The following is a 15,786-nucleotide window of genomic DNA, read 5'->3' as shown; positions in this document are numbered from 1 at the left end:
GAGCCGGTGAGCGCACCGTCCAAGAGCGAGCTCCTGCGCGAGGCGGGCCGCGCCGCGCGCGCCCGCTATCGCGCCGGCCTGGTTCGGCCCACCGCCGGCGTCGCGCCGGGCCTGACGCAGGCCAACATGATCGCGCTGCCGCGCGACTGGGCCTTCGACTTCCTGCTCTACGCCCAGCGCAACCCCAGGAGCTGCCCCGTCCTGGACGTCACCGACCCCGGCTCGCGCGCCACCGTGCTCGCCGAGGGCGCCGACGTCGCGCGCGACATCCCGCTCTACCGGGTGTGGCGCGACGGCGCGCTCGCCGCCGAGGTGCCCGACGCCGCCGCCGCCTTCGAGGCGGCCGGCGACCTCGTCACCTTCCTGATCGGCTGCTCCTTCACCTTCGAGACGCCGCTCCAGGAGGCGGGCATCGAGGTGCGCCACATCGCGGACGGCACCAACGTGCCGATGTACCTCACCAACCGCCCCTGCCGGCCGGCGGGGCGCCTCCAGGGTCCGATGGTCGTGTCCATGCGCCCGATCCCCGCCGGGCGGGTGGCCGATGCCGCCCTGATCAGCGGCCGCTTCCCCGCCGTGCACGGCGCGCCCGTCCATGTCGGCGACCCCGCGGGGCTCGGCATCGCCGATCTCGCGCGCCCCGACTTCGGCGATCCGGTCCGCGTCGAGCCGGGCGAGGTGCCCGTGTTCTGGGCCTGCGGCGTCACGCCCCAAGCCGCCGTGATGGCCTCGCGCGTGCCCTTCGCCGTGACCCATGCGCCCGGACACATGTTCGTCACCGACGTTCCCGACGCCGCCTACCACGTCTGAGAAGCCGCCCATGCGCATCCTTCCCGTGAGCCTCCGCTCGGTCCTGGTCGAGCTCGCCGACCTCGACGAGACGCTGGCGCTGTTCGCCTCGCTGGAGGCGCGTCCCCTGGCCGCAATCGAGGAGATCGTGCCGGCCGCGCGCACGCTTCTGGTGCGCTTCCGGCCGGGCGCGCCGCCGGACCTCGGCGCGTTCGCCGCCGACCTGCGTGCCCGCGACCTGTCGGCGAGGGCCGCCCCGTCCGAGCGTCTCGTGGAGATCCCGACGCTCTACGACGGCGAGGACCTGGCCGAGGTCGCGCGGCTCACCGGCCTTGCGCCCGACGAGGTGGTCGCGCGGCACACGGCCTGCGAGTTCACCGTCGCCTTCACCGGCTTCGCGCCCGGCTTCGGCTACCTGGTGGACGGCGACCCGGCGCTCCACGTGGCGCGGCGCCAGAGCCCGCGCACCCGCATTCCGGCGGGCACGGTGGCGCTGGCCGGACACTTCGCCGGCGTCTATCCCCAGGAGGGGCCGGGCGGCTGGCAGCTCATCGGCACGACGCCGCTGCGCATGTTCGACCTCTCGCGCGAGCCGGCGGCCCTGTTCCAGCCGGGCACGCGCGTGCGCTTCACGCCGCTCGCCGACCGGGGCGCCTTCGATGCGATCGCCGCGCGCGAGGCCGCGCGTGGCGCGCCTACGGCGCCGGCCGCGCCGCATGGCGGCACGAGCCTGCGGGTGAGCGACGCGCCGATGCCCCCGCTGTTCCAGGACGACGGGCGGCCGGGGCAGGCGGCGCAGGGCGTCTCGGCCGCCGGCGCGCTGGACCGGTCGGCGCTCCACGCTGGCAACCGCCTCGTCGGTAACCCGCCGGGCACGCCGGCGCTGGAGATCGTAGGGGGGGGCTTCCGCTTCAAGGCCGACGGCGCCGCCGTGGTGGCCCTGGCCGGCACGGACGCCGCTCTGGAGATCCGCGACGCGGCCGGTCGGCGCCGCGTGGCGCCGGCCGGCCGGCCCGTGTCGCTGGAGCCGGGCGACCGGGTCGCCCTCGTGGCGCCGAGCCGTGGCCTGCGCACCTATCTGGCCGCCCGGGGCGGCTTCGCGGTCGAACCGGTTCTCGGCTCGGCCTCGGTGGATTCGCTCGCCCGCCTCGGCCCGCCACCGGTCGCGGCGGGCGACCGGCTGGCGATCCGGCCGCGCGTCGGCGGCCCGGCCGTGGGCGATCCCGAACCCGCGCCGGCCCGTCTGCCCGCCGCCGGCGAGACGGTGGTGCTGGACATCGTGATGGGACCGCGCACGGAGTGGTTCACCCCGCGCGGCGTCGAGACGTTGACCGCCCAGGAGTGGACCGTCACGCCGCTGTCCAACCGCGTCGGCCTGCGCATCCGGGGCGAGAGGCCGCTGGAGCGCCGCGACCCGGCGGCGGAACTGCCGAGCGAGGGCACCGCCAACGGCGCGATCCAGGTGCCCCACGACGGCCAGCCGGTGCTGTTCATGGCCGACCATCCGCTGACCGGCGGCTATCCGGTGATCGCGACCCTGGCGGAGCACCACCTCGACCTCGCCGCGCAGCTCCCCGTGGGCGCGCGCATCCGCTTCCACGTGATCCGGCCCTTCGCCGAGATCGAACCCGAACGCCCGTAGGTCCACCATGAAGAAAGTCCTGATCGCCAATCGCGGCGAGATCGCCCTGCGCATCGTGCGGGCCTGCCGCGACCGCGGCGTGCGCTCGGTCGCGGTCTATGCCGACTGCGACGCCGACGCCCCCTTCGTGCGCCACGCCGACGAGGCGCACGGCCTCGGCGGCAACGCACCGGCCGAGACCTATCTCGACATCGCCAAGCTCCTGGACGTGGCGCGCCGGTCCGGCGCCGACGCGGTGCATCCGGGCTACGGCTTCCTGTCCGAGCGCCCCGAATTCGCGCGCGCCGTGGTGGAGGCGGGGCTGATCTGGATCGGACCGGACGCTTCGGTGATCGAGGCCCTGGGCGACAAGACGCGCGCCCGCGAGATCGCGGCCCGCGTCGGCGCGCCGCTGGTGCCCGGTTCCGACGGGCCGGTGCGCGACGGCGCCGAGGCGCTGGCCTTCGCCGAGGCGCACGGGCTGCCGATCGCCATCAAGGCGGCCTTCGGCGGCGGCGGCCGGGGCATGAAGGTCGCCTGGAGCCTCGGCGAGGTGGAGGAGCTCTTCGCCTCCGCCACGCGCGAGGCCGAGGGGGCCTTCGGGCGCGGCGAGTGCTACGTGGAGCGCTTCCTGGACCGGCCGCGCCACGTCGAGGCGCAGGTGCTGGCGGACCGGCACGGCACGGTGCTGGTGGTGGGCACGCGCGACTGCTCGCTCCAGCGCCGCAACCAGAAGCTGGTGGAGGAGGCGCCCGCCCCCTTCCTGACGCCCGAGCAGCGCGCGCGCATCCACGAGGGCGCGCGCGCCGTGTGCGCCGAGGCCGGCTACGTGGGCGCCGGCACGGTGGAGTTCCTCCTGGGCGCCGACGGCACGATCTCGTTCCTGGAGGTCAACACCCGGCTCCAGGTCGAGCACCCGGTGACGGAGGAGACCACGGGCCTCGACCTGGTGGTGGAGCAGCTGCGCATCGCCGACGGCGAGCCGCTGCGGCTGCGCGAGACGCCCTCCCCACGCGGCCATTCGATCGAGTTCCGCATCAACGCGGAGGATCCGGCGCGCGGCTTCCTGCCGACGCCGGGCGCGGTCGTGCGCTTCGAGCCGCCGTCCGGGCCGGGCGTGCGGGTCGATGCGGGGGTCGTGTCCGGCTCGGTGATCCCCGGCCACTTCGATTCCATGATGGCCAAGCTGGTGGTCACCGCGCCGACCCGCGCTGAGGCGCTCGCCCGTGCCCGCCGCGCGCTCGCCGAGTTCGCGGTGGAGGGCGTCGCCACCGTCCTGCCGTTCCACCGCGCGGTGGTGGAGGCGGAGGACTTCGCGGGCGAGACCTTCCGCGTCCACACCCGCTGGATCGAGACCGACTTCGCCACCGATCTCGCCGCCGCCGCGCGGCCCGAGCCGGTGGACGGGCCCGACATGCTGCGCCTGCCCGTGGAGATCGACGGACGGCGCCACGTCCTCGGCCTGCCGGCCGCGCTCCTGTCGCGGCTCGGCGCGCCCTCGTCGGCGGCGGCCGACGCGCCGGAGGCCGCGCCCGCCGATCCCGGCCTCGTGGCCGCGCCGGTCGCGGGCACGCTTCAGGGATGGCGGGTCGAGGACGGCGCGGCGGTGGAGGCCGGCCAGGTCGTCGCCGTGATGGAGGCGATGAAGATGGAGACGCAGGTGACGGCCCCCGTCGCGGGCACCGTCGCGCTGCAGGCGACGCCCGGCGCCTATCTCCAGGCGGGCGAGGCGCTGGCCCGGATCGTGGCCGGGCCCGCCTGAGCCGCGGCCCGCCCGAAGCGGGCGCGCGCCCGGCGCGTCAGGCGCGTCAGGCCCCCAGGCTCGCCGCGGCGAGGGTCGCGGCGCCGAAGGGGCGGTCGAGATCGGCCATGGCGATGGCGTAGTGCGAGCGGATGGTCTCGACATGCACCGGCGTGGCGGCGAGGTCGGCGGCGATGCGCTCGAAGCCGCCGCGCCCGCCCGGCGAGTTCACGCCCGCGCGCACCACCGTGTCGGCATAGGCGTCCGCCGCCTCGTCGCCGAGGCCGAGCCGACCGGCGGCCCAGAGCGCCACGAGACGGTCGGCCCGGGCCCGGTCGCAGAAGGAGCGGCGCTCCTCGAGCGCGTGGCGGCGTTCCGACAGCTGATGGCGAAGCTCGATGCTCTGCATGGATTGCGGTTCCCCCTGGTTGATCCCCGTCGCCGGTCCCCGGTCGACGGGAAGGACGCTAGCGCGGGGGCTCTCACCGGAGCCGGAATCCGAAGGCGACAATTGAATCGAACGGCCGGAAAAGACCTTTCCGAACCGTTAACGCGAGGGGCGCGAGCTGCCGTTGTGCCCTGCCGATCGCGCGATCGGCCGATCACGTCGCCGCGATCAGGACCGGGCGACCGAGTGCGAGAAGATGTCCTCCTCGTCCCAGCCAAGGAGATCCAGCCGGGCGCGCGTCGGCAGGTAGGCGAAGGAGGCTTCGGCCAGCGCCAGCCGGTCCTCGCGCTCCAGCCGCTTCAGGAGCACGCCCATCAGGTCGTGCAGGTAGAGGACGTCCGAGGCGGCGTAGTCGAGCTGGGCCGGGGTCAGCGTCTCGGCGGCCCAGTCGGAGGACTGCTGCTGCTTCGACAGGTCCACCCCGATCAGCTCCTTCGACAGGTCCTTGAGCCCGTGGCGGTCGGTGTAGGTGCGCGTCAGGCGCGAGGCGATCTTGGTGCAGAACACGGGCTGCGTCATCACGCCGAAGGCATGGAACAGGGCGGCGATGTCGAAGCGGGCGTAGTGGAAGATCTTGCGCTTGCCGGTGTCGGCCAGCAGCGCGCACAGGTTGGGCGCCTCGCGCTGCCCCTTGGCGATCTGCACGATGTCGGCGGTGCCGTCGCCGGGCGAGAGCTGCACCACGCAGAGCCGGTCGCGCCGGGTATCGAGGCCGAGCGTCTCCGTGTCGATCGCCACCGACCCGGTGTAGCGGGCGAGGTCGGGAAGGTCGCCCTTGTGAACGCGGATCGTCATGGAACTGTCTCCGGGCCCCACGGCCGGGGCGCCTCTCGTGTTGCGAGCGATGGCGTGGCCATAGCGGATTTCCATCGCGCGCCAAACCCCGGTCCGACGCGGGCACCGCGAAACATCCACGAAATCGGCGCGAAACCGCGAGGGTCTACCTCTGGTCGCGTTGATACGAGGAACACGACCATGACAGCGATCATCCCGCTTCGTCCCCGCGCCTCCCCATCCGCCGCCGGGGCCTTTCCCGCCGCCTTCGGCTCGGCCGTCGGGCCCGGCTTCCACTGGGGCGTGCCGGCCGGCCCGGCGCGGCCCTTTCCGGCCGCCGCGCGCCCGCTCCGATCCGCGACCGACGTCGTCCAGCCGATGCGGCAGACGCGGCACTGAGTGTCCTCAGCCGCCGTCCGCCAGGAACCAGGCCACGAGCTCGGCCCCGTTGCGCACGCCCGCCGCGCGCGACAGGCGCAGGCGGTGCGCCTCCACCGTGCGCCGCGACAGGCCGACGGCCGCCGCGATCTCGGCATTGGTGCGCCCCTGCGCCACCAGCGCCAGGATCTGGCGCTGGCGCCCGCTGAGCCGCAGCGTCGCCCCCGAGACCGGGCGGTTCAGCGGCTCGAAGCAATAGATCGCCTCCGCGAACGGGTCCGCCGCGCGGCGCGAGCGCCCGTTGACGCGGGCCCAGAAGCGCCGCCCCATCGCCCCGCGCATGATGCGCTCGTCCTGGAACACCTGGCCTCCGGGCAGGTGGCTGCGCCACATCTCGCCGGTGCGCACGAAGTCGTCGAGCCGGGGATAGAGGCGCGAGAAGCTGGTATCCAGGAGCTCGGCCCGCTCGAAGCCGAACAGCGCGGCGAACTCGGCGTTGCAGTCGCGGATGATGCGATGGGTGGCGAACACCAGCGGCACGGGCAGCTCCGCCAGCGCGAAGCGCGGGGCCGTGTCGGGTTCGCCGGGACGCCGGGGCAGTGCGGACATGCCGTAGAAATACGACTCGCCGCAGCCATCGGGCAAGCTCTAGCTTCCGTCATGGAGGCCGCCTCGCGCGGTCGGCGACGGGAGGCGCGACGGTGCGGAAGGTTCGTTCGACGGCGGTGGAGGCCCTGGCCGGGCTCCTGCGCGACGACATGGTGGTCATGGCCGGCGGCTTCGGCCTGTGCGGCATTCCCGAGGCGCTGATCGACGCGGTGCAGGCGTCCGGCGTCAAGGGCCTGACCGTGATCTCCAACAACGCGGGCGTCGACGGGATCGGCCTCGGCCGGCTGCTCGCCACCCGCCAGATCGCCAAGATGATCTCGTCCTATGTCGGCGAGAACAAGCTCTTCGCCCAGCAGTACCTGTCGGGCGAGCTGGAGCTGGAGTTCAATCCGCAGGGCACGCTCGCCGAGCGCATCCGGGCCGGTGGCGCGGGCATCCCCGCCTTCTTCACCCGCACCGGCGTCGGCACGCTGATCGCCGAGGGCAAGGAGGTGCGCGAGTTCGACGGCGAAGCCTACGTGATGGAGCGCGGGCTGTTCGCCGACCTCGCCATCGTCCACGCCCACACGGGCGACGCGCAAGGAAACCTCGTCTACCGGAAGACGGCGCGCAACTTCAATCCGATGATGGCCACCGCCGCCAAGACGACGGTGGCCGAGGTCGAGCACCTGGTGCCGGTCGGCTCGATCGACGCGGACCAGATCCACACGCCGGGCATCTTCGTGCAGCGCATCGTCCACGTGGCCGGCCCGGAGAAGCACATCGAGCAGCGCACGGTGCGTCGGCGCGAGACGGCCGCCGCGCCGGCCGCCGCGGGGGAGGACGTCTGATGGCCTGGACGCGCGACCAGATGGCGGCCCGCGCCGCCCGCGAGCTCGAGGACGGGTTCTACGTCAATCTCGGCATCGGTATTCCGACGCTGGTGGCCAACCACATCCCGGACGGGATCGAGGTGGTGCTCCAGTCCGAGAACGGCATGCTCGGCATGGGCCCGTTCCCGTTCGAGGGCGAGGAGGACGCCGACCTCATCAACGCCGGCAAGCAGACCATCACCGAACTGCCGATGACGAGCTTCTTCTCCTCGGCCGACAGTTTCGCGATGATCCGGGGCGGTCACATCGACCTGTCCATCCTCGGCGCCATGCAGGTGGCGGCCAACGGCGACCTCGCCAACTGGATGATCCCCGGCAAGATGGTCAAGGGCATGGGCGGGGCGATGGACCTCGTGGCCGGCGTCAAGCGCGTGGTGGTCGTGATGGAGCACGAGGCCAAGGGCGAATCGAAGCTCCTGCCCGCCTGCACCCTGCCGCTGACGGGCGCGCGCGTCGCCGACCTCGTGATCACCGACCTCGGCGTCTTCACCGTGGAGCGCAAGGGGCCGGAGCGGCTGACCCTGATCGAGCTCGCCGACGGCGTGACGCTGGAGGAGATCCGCGCCAAGACGGCGGCGGGCTTCGAGGTCGGGCTCTAGGGGTGCGAGCGTCGCGCGTCGCTAGAGCGACAGCGGCGCGGCGTAGCCGGTGAGCTCGAGATAGCCCCGCCCGCCGTCCGTGCGCACCGCCCCTTCCCAGTAGACGGGCAGGCCCCCGGCCCGCCCATCGAGCTCCTGGTCGTCGAACAGCGGGCGCAGCGGCAGGCGCCGCTCGCCCTCGGGCAGGCGCAGCAGGAGCACCTGCTCCACCGGATAGGTCGCGCCCGTGCGTGCCGAGCGCCAGCGCCGCACCGGCTCGAAGCGCAGGTCGTCCGGCCCGAAGCGCACGATCGTCCCGTCCGGGCGGCGAAGCGAGCCGCCGGCGAACAGCGTCTCGTCGCCGCGTCCCCGGATGCGGAAGGCGACCAGCGCCCCGCCGTCGTCGAGGTTCAGCCCGGTCCAGTCCCAGCCGGCCGCGGCCGGCGACAGGAACTGCGAGGACCATTCGCGGTCGAGCCAGGCTTCGCCCGAGACCTCCACCGTGCGGCCGTCGCGCGTGAGCGTGCCGGACACGCGCAGATGCGGCAGCGAATAGTAGGCGCTCGCCTCGCCCTCGCCGGTGCCCTTGCGGCTGAACCCGTCCTCGCCCTGCAGGAAGATCGGCTGCGTCGGCCGGAAGGCGAGCGCGTAGGCGAAGTCGGGCGTCGCGACCTGCGCGCTCCAACTCCCGTCCGCCGCGCGGCGAAGGCGCCAGTCCCGGATCATCACGTCGGCGTCGCCGGTCGCGGCCTCGGCGAGGCCGAAGCCGGCGCGCGCCGACCGCTCGCCGTGCAGGAGGCGGCCGAGCGCGGGGTCCGACAGGGCGGCATGGGCGAACAGGATCTGGGCGGGCGCGAAGCGGCTGGGATTGGCCGGGTCGGTGTCCGGCCGCGTGCGGAAGAAGGTGACCTGGAAGCCGAGATCGGCGCCATCCGGCGTGGCGAGCCAGCCGGTGACGTACCACCATTCGGTGCGGAACGCGGGATGGGCGCCGTGGTCGGCGGGGAAGGCCAGCGCCACGCCGGGCCGCACCGCCGGAAAGGTCTGCGCCCCGGCCGGCAGCGCGAGCGCAAGCGACACGAGGAAGGCGAGGAACGCGCGCATCACCAGTCCTCCCTGACGGCCTGAACCGCGTCCCGTGCCGTGGCGCGCCGGCCGGCCAGCACCGCGGTCGAGGCGGCGGCGACGACCAGCACGGCGGACACGACGGCCAGCGTCGGCCAGGGCACGCGCGTGCCCATGGTCCAGTTGAAGCTCTGCGGATTGATCACGTGGATCAGCACCTGGCCGAGCGCGAGGCCGAGCGCCACGCCGGACACGGCGCCGACCGCGCCGAGCAGCGCGCCCTCCAGCCCGAGCATCGCCCGGATCTGCCCGCGCGAGACGCCGAGGTGGCGCAGCATGCCGAACTCGCGGGTCCGGGCGAGGGTCTGGGCCGAGATCGTGGCCGCGACGCCCGCAAGGCCGACCAGCATGGCGACCCCTTGGAGTGCGTAGGTGACGGCGAAGGAGCGGTCGAACAGATCGAGCGCGAAGGCGCGCAGTTCCGCCGGCCGGGCCAGGCTGGCCTCGACGCCGGCAGGCAGGGCCGCGCGAAGCGCCCGGCCGACGGCCGCCGCGTCCGCGCCCGGCGCCAGCGTCGCGGCCGCCTCGTCGCGCGTCGCGTCGCCCGTCAGCCGGGTGTAGTCGGCGCTGGCGATCGCCACCGCGCCCTGCTGCCGGGCGTAGTCGCGCCAGATGCCCGAGACGAAGAAGGCGGCGCCCTGCCCGAGCGGCAGGGCGATCGTCCGGCCCGGGCGCCAGCCGTAGAGCCGCGCGGCCGGCTCGGACACGTAGACCGGCACCGTGCCGGCCGGCGCCGGCGCCGTGGCCGTCTCCACCGGCCGAAGGAGGCCCGACGCCCCGCCGGGCCCGAGGTCGCGCGCGATCAGCGAGACGGGCGGCCGGTCGGGGGCGATCGACAGGGGAAGCTGCCGGCTGAAGGCGACCGCCGCGACGCCCGGCACGGCCTGGAGCCGCGCCTGCGTCGCCGGGTCGAAACCGCTTCCGGCGTCCGCGCGCAGGTAGATGTCGGCGGAGAGGACGTCGCCCAGCCATTCGTCCACCGCCGTGCGGAAACTCGTGACCATGGTCGCCATCGCGATCACCAGGGCGGTGGAGGCGACGATGCCGCACAGCGCCGTGGCCGCCTCGCCGGGGCTGCCCTGCACATGGCGCACGGCGAGCAGCGCGGGGACGCGTCGCGGGGGGCGCCGCAGAAGCGGTTTCAGGAGCTGGCGCGCGGCCCAGGGGACGCCCGCGACGCCCCCCGCCAGCATCAGCGCCATGCCGGCGAAGCCGAGGACGGGCAGGCCCGCCACCGGAGGGGCGAGGCTCGCCAGGACGCCCGCCGCGAGCAGGAACGCGGCGGGCAGAACGGGCATGCGCGTGCGCGGGTCCACGAGGTCGCCGGCGTTCTTGAGGCTGGCGGCGGGCGCCGCGCGCGAGGCGGCGCGGGCGGGAAGCGCGCTGCCGAGAACGGCGGCCGCGAGCCCGAGCGCGAAGAACACGGCGGCGGCGAGGGGCTGGAACACGACGTGCGCCGCGCCCCCCTCGAAATAGCCGGCGCCGAGATCGCCGCCCAGGAGCCGCAGCGCCGCCGCGGCCAGCCCGTAGCCCAGCGCGAGGCCGGCCGCCGCCCCGAGGAGGCCGATCGCGAGCCCCTCCAGCGTCACGGCCGCCACCACGCCGCCGCGCGGCAGGCCGAGCGTGCGCAGAAGCGCGAAGCTGCGCAGCCGGCGCGCCACCGACAGCGCCTGCGCCGAGAACACGAGGAAGCCGCCCGTCAGGAGGGCGACCAGGGCCAGCATGTCGAGGTTGACCCGGTAGGCCCGGCTGAGGGCGCTGCCCTGGCGCGCCTCGGTGTCCTGCGTGCCGAGGCTCGCCTCCGCCGGCAGGAGCGGAGGCAGCGCGGCCTCGGCGGCGCGCCGGTCGTCGAGCGACAGGTCGATCCGGTCGAGCCGGCCCAGCCGGTCGAAACGCCATTGCGCGGCCGCGATGTCGATCGTGCCGAGCCGTTGCCCGTCGCCCGCCCCGTCCAGCGTGCCGGCGACGCGCAAGGGCACGGTGCGCCCGTTGGCCGAGACCGCGATCGTGTCGCCCACCGCGGCGCCCGTGGCGGCGAGCGCCGCGCGCGACAGGAAGAGGGCGTCGGCCGAGAACACCACGGCACGGCTCCGGTCGACGCCGCGCGCGTCGAGCCCGACCAGGGCGGGCGTGACGCGCGCGGCGCGCAGCACGTCGAGGCCGAGGAGGGTGAAGGCCCCGTCGCCCGCGCGTGCATCGAGCACCACGACGGGACTCGCGTCGGCGACGCCGTCGGCCAGCGCCACCCTGCCGTAGGCCGCCTCGTCGAAGCCTAGGGGGCTCGCCGCGCGCACCTGGAGGTCGGCCGCGCCGTTCACCGAGCGCACCGCGCCCTCGAAGGAGGCGAGGGCCGAGCCGTTCACGAGATGCACCGCGAAACCCAGCGCCACGCCCACGGCGATGGCGAGCGCGGTGAGCAGGAAGCGCGCGGGATGGGCGCGCCCCTCGCCCGCGATCAGCCAGCGCAGCGCCAGCCGGGCGTCGGCGAGCCCGCCTGCCTCAGCCATGCGCCGGGCCCTGGCGAAGGCCGGTCGCCTCGAGCCGGAGGACCCGGTCGGCGACGGCGGCGGTGGCCGGCGAATGGGTGACGATCACCGCCGCCGCGCCGCCCTCGCGCACGGCCTGCGCGAACAGGGCGAGCACGCGGGCCGCCGTATCGGGGTCGAGGTTGCCGGTCGGCTCGTCGGCGAGGATCAGGGCGGGCCGGTGCACGAGCGCACGCGCGATGGCGACGCGCTGCAGCTCGCCGCCCGACAGATCGCGCGCGTAGTCGTCGGCCCGGCCGCCGAGGCCCACGGCCGCGAGCAGCCGCCCGGCCTCGGCGGCCGCCCGGTCCGCGTCGGGCGAGACGAGCGCCAGCGGCAGGGCGACGTTCTGGCCGAGCGTCAGGTAGGGCAGGATGTGGAAGGCCTGGAACACGAAGCCGATCCGCTCGCGCCGCAGCCGGGTGCGCGCCGCCTCGTCGAGCGGTCCGAGCCGGGTTCCGCCGACCTCCACCTCGCCGGCGTCCGCCTCGTCGAGGCCCGCCAGGATGTTGAGGAGGGTCGACTTGCCGGTGCCCGATTCCCCGACGATCGCCACCAGCTCGCCGCCGCACACGGCGAGGTCGAGCCCGTGGAAGAGCTGCCGGCCGCCCGGCACGCTCTTGGCGAGGCCGCGAACCAGAAGGCGGGCAGGCGCCGGCGGTTCGGACGTCGCCCGCGCCGCGGCCGGGGAGGGGCTGGGATCGTGTCGCATCCCGGCCGAAACTGGGGCGCGGCGCCGGGCGATCCAGGCGCCGTGCCTGCTGCCCGACGCCGCAGGGATCACGGGGCTTCGGCGTCGAGCCAGTCGCGCGCCAGCGACAGGTCCATCTGCGACAGGCCGTGGCCGACGGGCAGGATCTCGTGCCGCACGCCCGCGCCGCCGCCTTCGAGGAGCGCGGCGAGACACGCGGCGTTCTCGGCCGGCACGATCGGGTCCCCGGCGCCCGACAGGATCAGGACGGGCCGCCCGGAGAGGCGGAAGGCGGGCGGCGCGGCCAGCGGCACCATCGGGCGGATCAGAGCGGCGCCCGCCAGCAGCCCCGGTTCCAGCATCAGGAGCGCGGCGGCGATGTTGGCGCCGTTGGAGAAGCCGACCGCGACGGGGGCCGCCAGGCCGTAGGCCGCGCGCGCCGCTTCCACGAACCGGGCGAGCTCGCCAGCGCGGGCGATCACGTCCGCCTCGTCGAACACACCCTCGGCGAGGCGCCGGAAGAAGCGCGGCATGCCGTTCTCCAGCACCCGGCCACGCGGCGACAGGAGCGCCGCGCCGGGCCGCACCGCGGCTCCGAGCGCAAGGAGGTCGTTCTCGTCGCCGCCCGTGCCGTGCAGCAGGAGGAGCGGCGCCCGCTCCGGCCCGCCCGCCGGCGGCACGAAGCGGTGGTGGTGCGACAGGTCGGGCGTGGTCCGGCTCATGGTGCTCTCCGTTGGCGCGGCGGGGCGGCGAACCGCCGCCCCGCGTCTCGTCCGGCCGGCCTCAGGCGGCCTCGTCCGCGATCCCGAGGTCGGGCAGCACGGCTTCGATCCGCGCCCGGTGGGCTTCGAGGCCCGCGGGAAGCTTCAGCGCCTGCCCGAGGCGCTCGGCGGGCTCGTCCACCGCGAAGCCCGGCCGGTCGGTGGCGATCTCGAACAGGACGTGGCCCGGCTCGCGGAAGTAGACCGAACGGAAGTAGTTTCGGTCGCGCTGCTCGGTCACGGCGATGCCGTGGTTCTCGGTCAGCCGCCGCGCCATGGCCGCCTCCGCCGCGTCGTCCGCCGCCCGGAAGGCGACGTGGTGCACCGAGCCCGCGCCCGGACGCGGCTTCAGGAAGCCGCCCACCGCCCGCACGTCGAGGATGCCGCCCACCGCGACGCCGTCCACCCGGAAGCGGGTGGTGGTGCCTTCCATGGCCGTCTCGCGGAAGCCGAGCACGTCGGTGAGCACGGCGCCGGTCGGGCCGAGGTCCTCCACCAGGAGGCTCACCGAATGGAAGCCGCGGATCGCCGCCGCCGCCGGCACGCCGCCGCCCGTCCACCCGGGCTCGGCCTCGGCGCCGGGCACCCCGACCAGGGCGAGGCGCATGCCGTCCGGGTCGCGGAAGGCGAGCGCCGTCTCGCCGAAGCGCCGGACGGGCGGGTCGAAGGCGACGCCCCGCTCCAGGAAACGCTGCGTCCAGAAGCCCACCGCGCCCTCGGGCACGCGGAACACGGTCTCCTGCGTCTCGCCGACGCCCAGCCGGCCGGGCGCGGCATGCTCCCAGGGGAAGAAGGTGAGGATCGTGCCGGGCGTGCCGGCCTCGTCGCCGTAGTAGAGGTGCCACGTGCCGGGATCGTCGAAGTTGACGGTGCGCTTCACCAGCCGCAGCCCGAGCGTCTCGGTGTAGAAGCGGGCGTTGCGCGCGGCGGGGCCGGCGATGGCGGTCACGTGATGGATGCCGTGGCTCATGCGGATGCTCCATGGTGCCTGTCTCGAGGGCCAAGATAAGCGCAATGACGGCGGGTCGTCAGGTGCAGACGGATTGCAGTCATGCAATGGTCGCGTTGCAGCGGCGCCGGCGAGGGGCGAAGGGCGAAGGGCGGGGCGGATGACGATGGAGCTCGACCGGCTGGCATGGGACGACCTGCGCCTCGTGGGCGCGGTGGCGGAAGCGGGCACGCTGCCCGTGGCGGCGGGCCGGCTCGGCGTCGCCCACTCCACCGTGTTCCGCCGGCTGCGCCAGATCGAGGCCGCGATGGGCTGCGCCCTGTTCGAGCGCAACGGCGCGCGGCTCGCGCCGACCGCCGCCGGCGAGGAGATCGCGGCGGTCGCGCGCGTCGTGGCCGAGGCGGTGGACGCCGCCGCGCTGCGGCTCGCCGGGCGCGAGCCCCTGCCGTCCGGCGAGGTGCGCGTCGCCACCAACGATTCGCTGCTGGTCCATTTCCTGACGCCGCTGTTCGCCGGCTTCCGCCGGCACTGCCCCGCCGTGCGGCTCGACGTCGTGCTCGGCAACCCGGCGCTGAACCTGTCGAAGCGGGACGCCGACGTCGCGATCCGGGCGACCGACCGGCCGCCCGAGACGCTGGTGGGGCGCAAGGGCGCGCGCATCGCATGGGCGTTGTTCGGGCCGCGCGGCACGGCCGTGGAGGACTGGGTGTCGCCGGGCGACGCGATGGCGGGGATGGCGGTGGCGCGCCACGTGGCGCGGATCGCACCGGCGGACCGGATCGGCTACCGGGTCAACACGGTGCTGGGCCTGGCGGAGGCGATCGAGGCCGGGGTCGGACGGGGCTATCTCCCTTGCTTCGTGGGCGACGCGCGGCCGGGCCTGCGCCGGCTGGAGGCGCCGGACGAGCGGTTCGCCACCGACCTGTGGCTCCTGACCCATGCGGACCTGCGCCATGTGCCGCGGGTGCGCGCCCTGATGGACTTCCTGGCCGCTGCGGTCGCCGACCATCGACCGCTCCTGGAGGGGCGGCGCCCGCAGCCCGGCTGACGGGACGGATCGCCGCAGGGGCGCGTGCGGGGGAACCGGCGCGAATCGCCGTGGATTCCGGCGCCATGGCACCGAACCCGACCCCCCGCTCCAGCCCGGCGGGCCCGCCGGCGCCCCGGCGTGCCGGGCGCCCGCCGTCGCCGCCCGCCCGCCGCTCCGACACGGCGCCGCCCGACCCCGCCGAGCTTGCGGCCAAGGCCCGCCTCGTCCACGAGCGGCTCTGCGCCGTCTACGGATGTCCGATCGGGTACTTCCACGATCTGGATCCGTTGAGCGAGCTGGTGTCCTCGCTCCTGTCGCATCGCACCCGCAACGCCGATTCGGGCCGCGCCTTCCAGGCCCTGCGGAGCCGCTTTGCGGACTGGGCCGCGCTGGTGGCCGCACCCACGGACGAGGTGGAGCGGCTGATCCACGGCGTGCGCTGGCCGGAGCAGAAGGCGCCGCGCATCCAGGCCGTGCTCGCGCGCGTCGCGCAGCGGACCGGCGGGCTCGACCTCGGGTTCCTCGCCGCGATGGAGCCCGCGGCGGCGCGCGCCTGGCTCGAGGAACTGCCGGGCGTCGGGCCCAAGACCAGCGCCGCCGTCCTGTCCTTCTCCACCCTGCGGATGCCCGCCCTGCCGGTGGACAGCCACCATCACAGGGTGGCGGCGCGGCTCGGGCTCATCGCGCCCGATCTCGCGGTGGGGCCGTCGCATCCCGTGCTGCGCGCCCAGCTTCCCGAGGCGTGGAGCGCGCAGGACCTCTACGACAACCACGAGGTGCTCATGCTGCACGGGCAGAAGGTCTGCCACCACCGGCGTCCGGCCTGCGGACGCTGCACGCTGGCCGACCTCTGCCCGAGCGCGTTCCGGGTTGCGTGATCCGGGTGCTCGATCCC

General features: G+C 75.1%; 16 protein-coding genes. 8 read left to right on the top strand and 8 right to left on the bottom strand.

Annotation, left to right across the window (positions count from 1 at the left end):
• The first annotated feature begins 6 nt into the window (after positions 1-6).
• Genes D3218_RS17945 through D3218_RS17935 form a run of 3 tightly spaced genes read left to right on the top strand, consistent with a single transcriptional unit; the run spans position 7 to position 4,172 of the window.
• Complete coding sequence (locus D3218_RS17945) at positions 7-810, top strand: putative hydro-lyase (RefSeq protein WP_119541457.1); 804 nt, start codon at positions 7-9, stop codon at positions 808-810.
• Between the two features lie 10 nt (positions 811-820).
• Entirely contained in the window at positions 821-2,431 is a 1,611-nt protein-coding gene (locus D3218_RS17940; protein ID WP_119541456.1) for a 5-oxoprolinase subunit B/C family protein, read from the top strand.
• Positions 2,432-2,438: 7 nt separating this feature from the next.
• Positions 2,439-4,172 carry an acetyl/propionyl/methylcrotonyl-CoA carboxylase subunit alpha gene (locus D3218_RS17935; protein ID WP_119541455.1) on the top strand — a complete coding sequence of 578 codons (1,734 nt, stop codon included), beginning with the start codon at positions 2,439-2,441 and terminating at the stop codon, positions 4,170-4,172.
• 46 nt (positions 4,173-4,218) lie between these two features.
• Here the strand turns inward: D3218_RS17935 and D3218_RS17930 are convergent, their stop codons facing one another.
• Together D3218_RS17930 and D3218_RS17925 are read right to left on the bottom strand one after the other, a co-directional pair.
• A complete protein-coding gene (locus D3218_RS17930) occupies positions 4,219-4,560 on the bottom strand; it encodes an ATPase inhibitor subunit zeta (protein WP_119541454.1) in 342 nt (113 codons plus the stop codon).
• A 207-nt stretch (positions 4,561-4,767) separates the two neighbouring features.
• On the bottom strand, positions 4,768-5,394 hold the full coding sequence (locus tag D3218_RS17925) for a ribonuclease D (RefSeq protein ID WP_119541453.1): 627 nt from the start codon (positions 5,392-5,394) through the stop codon (positions 4,768-4,770).
• A 180-nt stretch (positions 5,395-5,574) separates the two neighbouring features.
• Between D3218_RS17925 and D3218_RS17920 the strand changes: the two genes are divergently transcribed.
• On the top strand, positions 5,575-5,772 hold the full coding sequence (locus D3218_RS17920; RefSeq protein ID WP_119541452.1) for a hypothetical protein: 198 nt from the start codon (positions 5,575-5,577) through the stop codon (positions 5,770-5,772).
• Between the two features lie 6 nt (positions 5,773-5,778).
• On the opposite strand, the gene D3218_RS17915 is transcribed toward D3218_RS17920, so the two are convergent.
• Positions 5,779-6,396: a helix-turn-helix transcriptional regulator gene (locus D3218_RS17915; RefSeq protein WP_245415105.1), complete on the bottom strand. Its 618-nt coding sequence runs from the start codon at positions 6,394-6,396 to the stop codon at positions 5,779-5,781.
• Between the two features lie 56 nt (positions 6,397-6,452).
• Between D3218_RS17915 and D3218_RS17910 the strand changes: the two genes are divergently transcribed.
• On the top strand, positions 6,453-7,190 hold the full coding sequence (locus D3218_RS17910) for a CoA transferase subunit A (protein WP_119541451.1): 738 nt from the start codon (positions 6,453-6,455) through the stop codon (positions 7,188-7,190).
• Complete coding sequence (locus tag D3218_RS17905) at positions 7,190-7,831, top strand: 3-oxoacid CoA-transferase subunit B (RefSeq protein WP_119541450.1); 642 nt, start codon at positions 7,190-7,192, stop codon at positions 7,829-7,831. Before D3218_RS17910 ends, D3218_RS17905 begins: the two co-directional genes overlap by 1 nt.
• A 21-nt stretch (positions 7,832-7,852) precedes the next feature.
• Here the strand turns inward: D3218_RS17905 and D3218_RS17900 are convergent, their stop codons facing one another.
• The 5 genes from D3218_RS17900 to D3218_RS17880 all read right to left on the bottom strand — a co-directional run bounded on the left by D3218_RS17900 (position 7,853) and on the right by D3218_RS17880 (position 13,882).
• Positions 7,853-8,914, bottom strand: a complete 1,062-nt coding sequence (locus tag D3218_RS17900; protein ID WP_119541449.1) for a lipocalin-like domain-containing protein — start codon at positions 8,912-8,914, stop codon at positions 7,853-7,855.
• Positions 8,914-11,442, bottom strand: a complete 2,529-nt coding sequence (locus tag D3218_RS17895) for an FtsX-like permease family protein (RefSeq protein ID WP_119541448.1) — start codon at positions 11,440-11,442, stop codon at positions 8,914-8,916. Before D3218_RS17895 ends, D3218_RS17900 begins: the two co-directional genes overlap by 1 nt.
• Positions 11,435-12,172 carry an ABC transporter ATP-binding protein gene (locus tag D3218_RS17890; protein WP_119541447.1) on the bottom strand — a complete coding sequence of 246 codons (738 nt, stop codon included), beginning with the start codon at positions 12,170-12,172 and terminating at the stop codon, positions 11,435-11,437. Before D3218_RS17890 ends, D3218_RS17895 begins: the two co-directional genes overlap by 8 nt.
• Before the next feature lie 68 nt (positions 12,173-12,240).
• Positions 12,241-12,873 carry an alpha/beta hydrolase gene (locus D3218_RS17885; protein ID WP_119541446.1) on the bottom strand — a complete coding sequence of 211 codons (633 nt, stop codon included), beginning with the start codon at positions 12,871-12,873 and terminating at the stop codon, positions 12,241-12,243.
• Positions 12,874-12,934: 61 nt separating this feature from the next.
• Positions 12,935-13,882 carry a VOC family protein gene (locus D3218_RS17880; RefSeq protein ID WP_119541445.1) on the bottom strand — a complete coding sequence of 316 codons (948 nt, stop codon included), beginning with the start codon at positions 13,880-13,882 and terminating at the stop codon, positions 12,935-12,937.
• Positions 13,883-14,021: 139 nt separating this feature from the next.
• On the opposite strand from D3218_RS17880, the gene D3218_RS17875 reads away from it, so the two are divergent.
• Together D3218_RS17875 and D3218_RS17870 are read left to right on the top strand one after the other, a co-directional pair.
• Positions 14,022-14,909 (top strand): LysR family transcriptional regulator, encoded by an 888-nt coding sequence (locus D3218_RS17875; RefSeq protein WP_168990591.1) that lies wholly within the window; start codon positions 14,022-14,024, stop codon positions 14,907-14,909.
• A gap of 65 nt (positions 14,910-14,974) precedes the next feature.
• Complete coding sequence (locus D3218_RS17870; RefSeq protein ID WP_119541444.1) at positions 14,975-15,769, top strand: endonuclease III domain-containing protein; 795 nt, start codon at positions 14,975-14,977, stop codon at positions 15,767-15,769.
• Positions 15,770-15,786 lie beyond the last annotated feature (17 nt).

Source organism: Aureimonas flava, assembly GCF_003583935.1.
GTDB lineage: Bacteria > Pseudomonadota > Alphaproteobacteria > Rhizobiales > Rhizobiaceae > Aureimonas > Aureimonas flava.
Note: the sequence above shows the minus strand (reverse complement) of the source record. Positions and strands in the feature narration are given on the sequence as shown.

What these genes read in the sequence shown, in the direction of transcription:
- D3218_RS17940 (WP_119541456.1), top strand. Translation starts at nt 821, where the DNA reads ATGCGCATCCTTCCCGTGAGCCTCCGCTCGGTCCTGGTCGAGCTCGCC.
- D3218_RS17935 (WP_119541455.1), top strand. Translation starts at nt 2,439, where the DNA reads ATGAAGAAAGTCCTGATCGCCAATCGCGGCGAGATCGCCCTGCGCATC.
- D3218_RS17930 (WP_119541454.1), bottom strand. Translation starts at nt 4,560, where the DNA reads ATGCAGAGCATCGAGCTTCGCCATCAGCTGTCGGAACGCCGCCACGCG.
- D3218_RS17925 (WP_119541453.1), bottom strand. Translation starts at nt 5,394, where the DNA reads ATGACGATCCGCGTTCACAAGGGCGACCTTCCCGACCTCGCCCGCTAC.
- D3218_RS17920 (WP_119541452.1), top strand. Translation starts at nt 5,575, where the DNA reads ATGACAGCGATCATCCCGCTTCGTCCCCGCGCCTCCCCATCCGCCGCC.
- D3218_RS17905 (WP_119541450.1), top strand. Translation starts at nt 7,190, where the DNA reads ATGGCCTGGACGCGCGACCAGATGGCGGCCCGCGCCGCCCGCGAGCTC.
- D3218_RS17900 (WP_119541449.1), bottom strand. Translation starts at nt 8,914, where the DNA reads ATGCGCGCGTTCCTCGCCTTCCTCGTGTCGCTTGCGCTCGCGCTGCCG.
- D3218_RS17895 (WP_119541448.1), bottom strand. Translation starts at nt 11,442, where the DNA reads ATGGCTGAGGCAGGCGGGCTCGCCGACGCCCGGCTGGCGCTGCGCTGG.
- D3218_RS17890 (WP_119541447.1), bottom strand. Translation starts at nt 12,172, where the DNA reads ATGCGACACGATCCCAGCCCCTCCCCGGCCGCGGCGCGGGCGACGTCC.
- D3218_RS17885 (WP_119541446.1), bottom strand. Translation starts at nt 12,873, where the DNA reads ATGAGCCGGACCACGCCCGACCTGTCGCACCACCACCGCTTCGTGCCG.
- D3218_RS17880 (WP_119541445.1), bottom strand. Translation starts at nt 13,882, where the DNA reads ATGAGCCACGGCATCCATCACGTGACCGCCATCGCCGGCCCCGCCGCG.
- D3218_RS17875 (WP_168990591.1), top strand. Translation starts at nt 14,022, where the DNA reads ATGACGATGGAGCTCGACCGGCTGGCATGGGACGACCTGCGCCTCGTG.
- D3218_RS17870 (WP_119541444.1), top strand. Translation starts at nt 14,975, where the DNA reads ATGGCACCGAACCCGACCCCCCGCTCCAGCCCGGCGGGCCCGCCGGCG.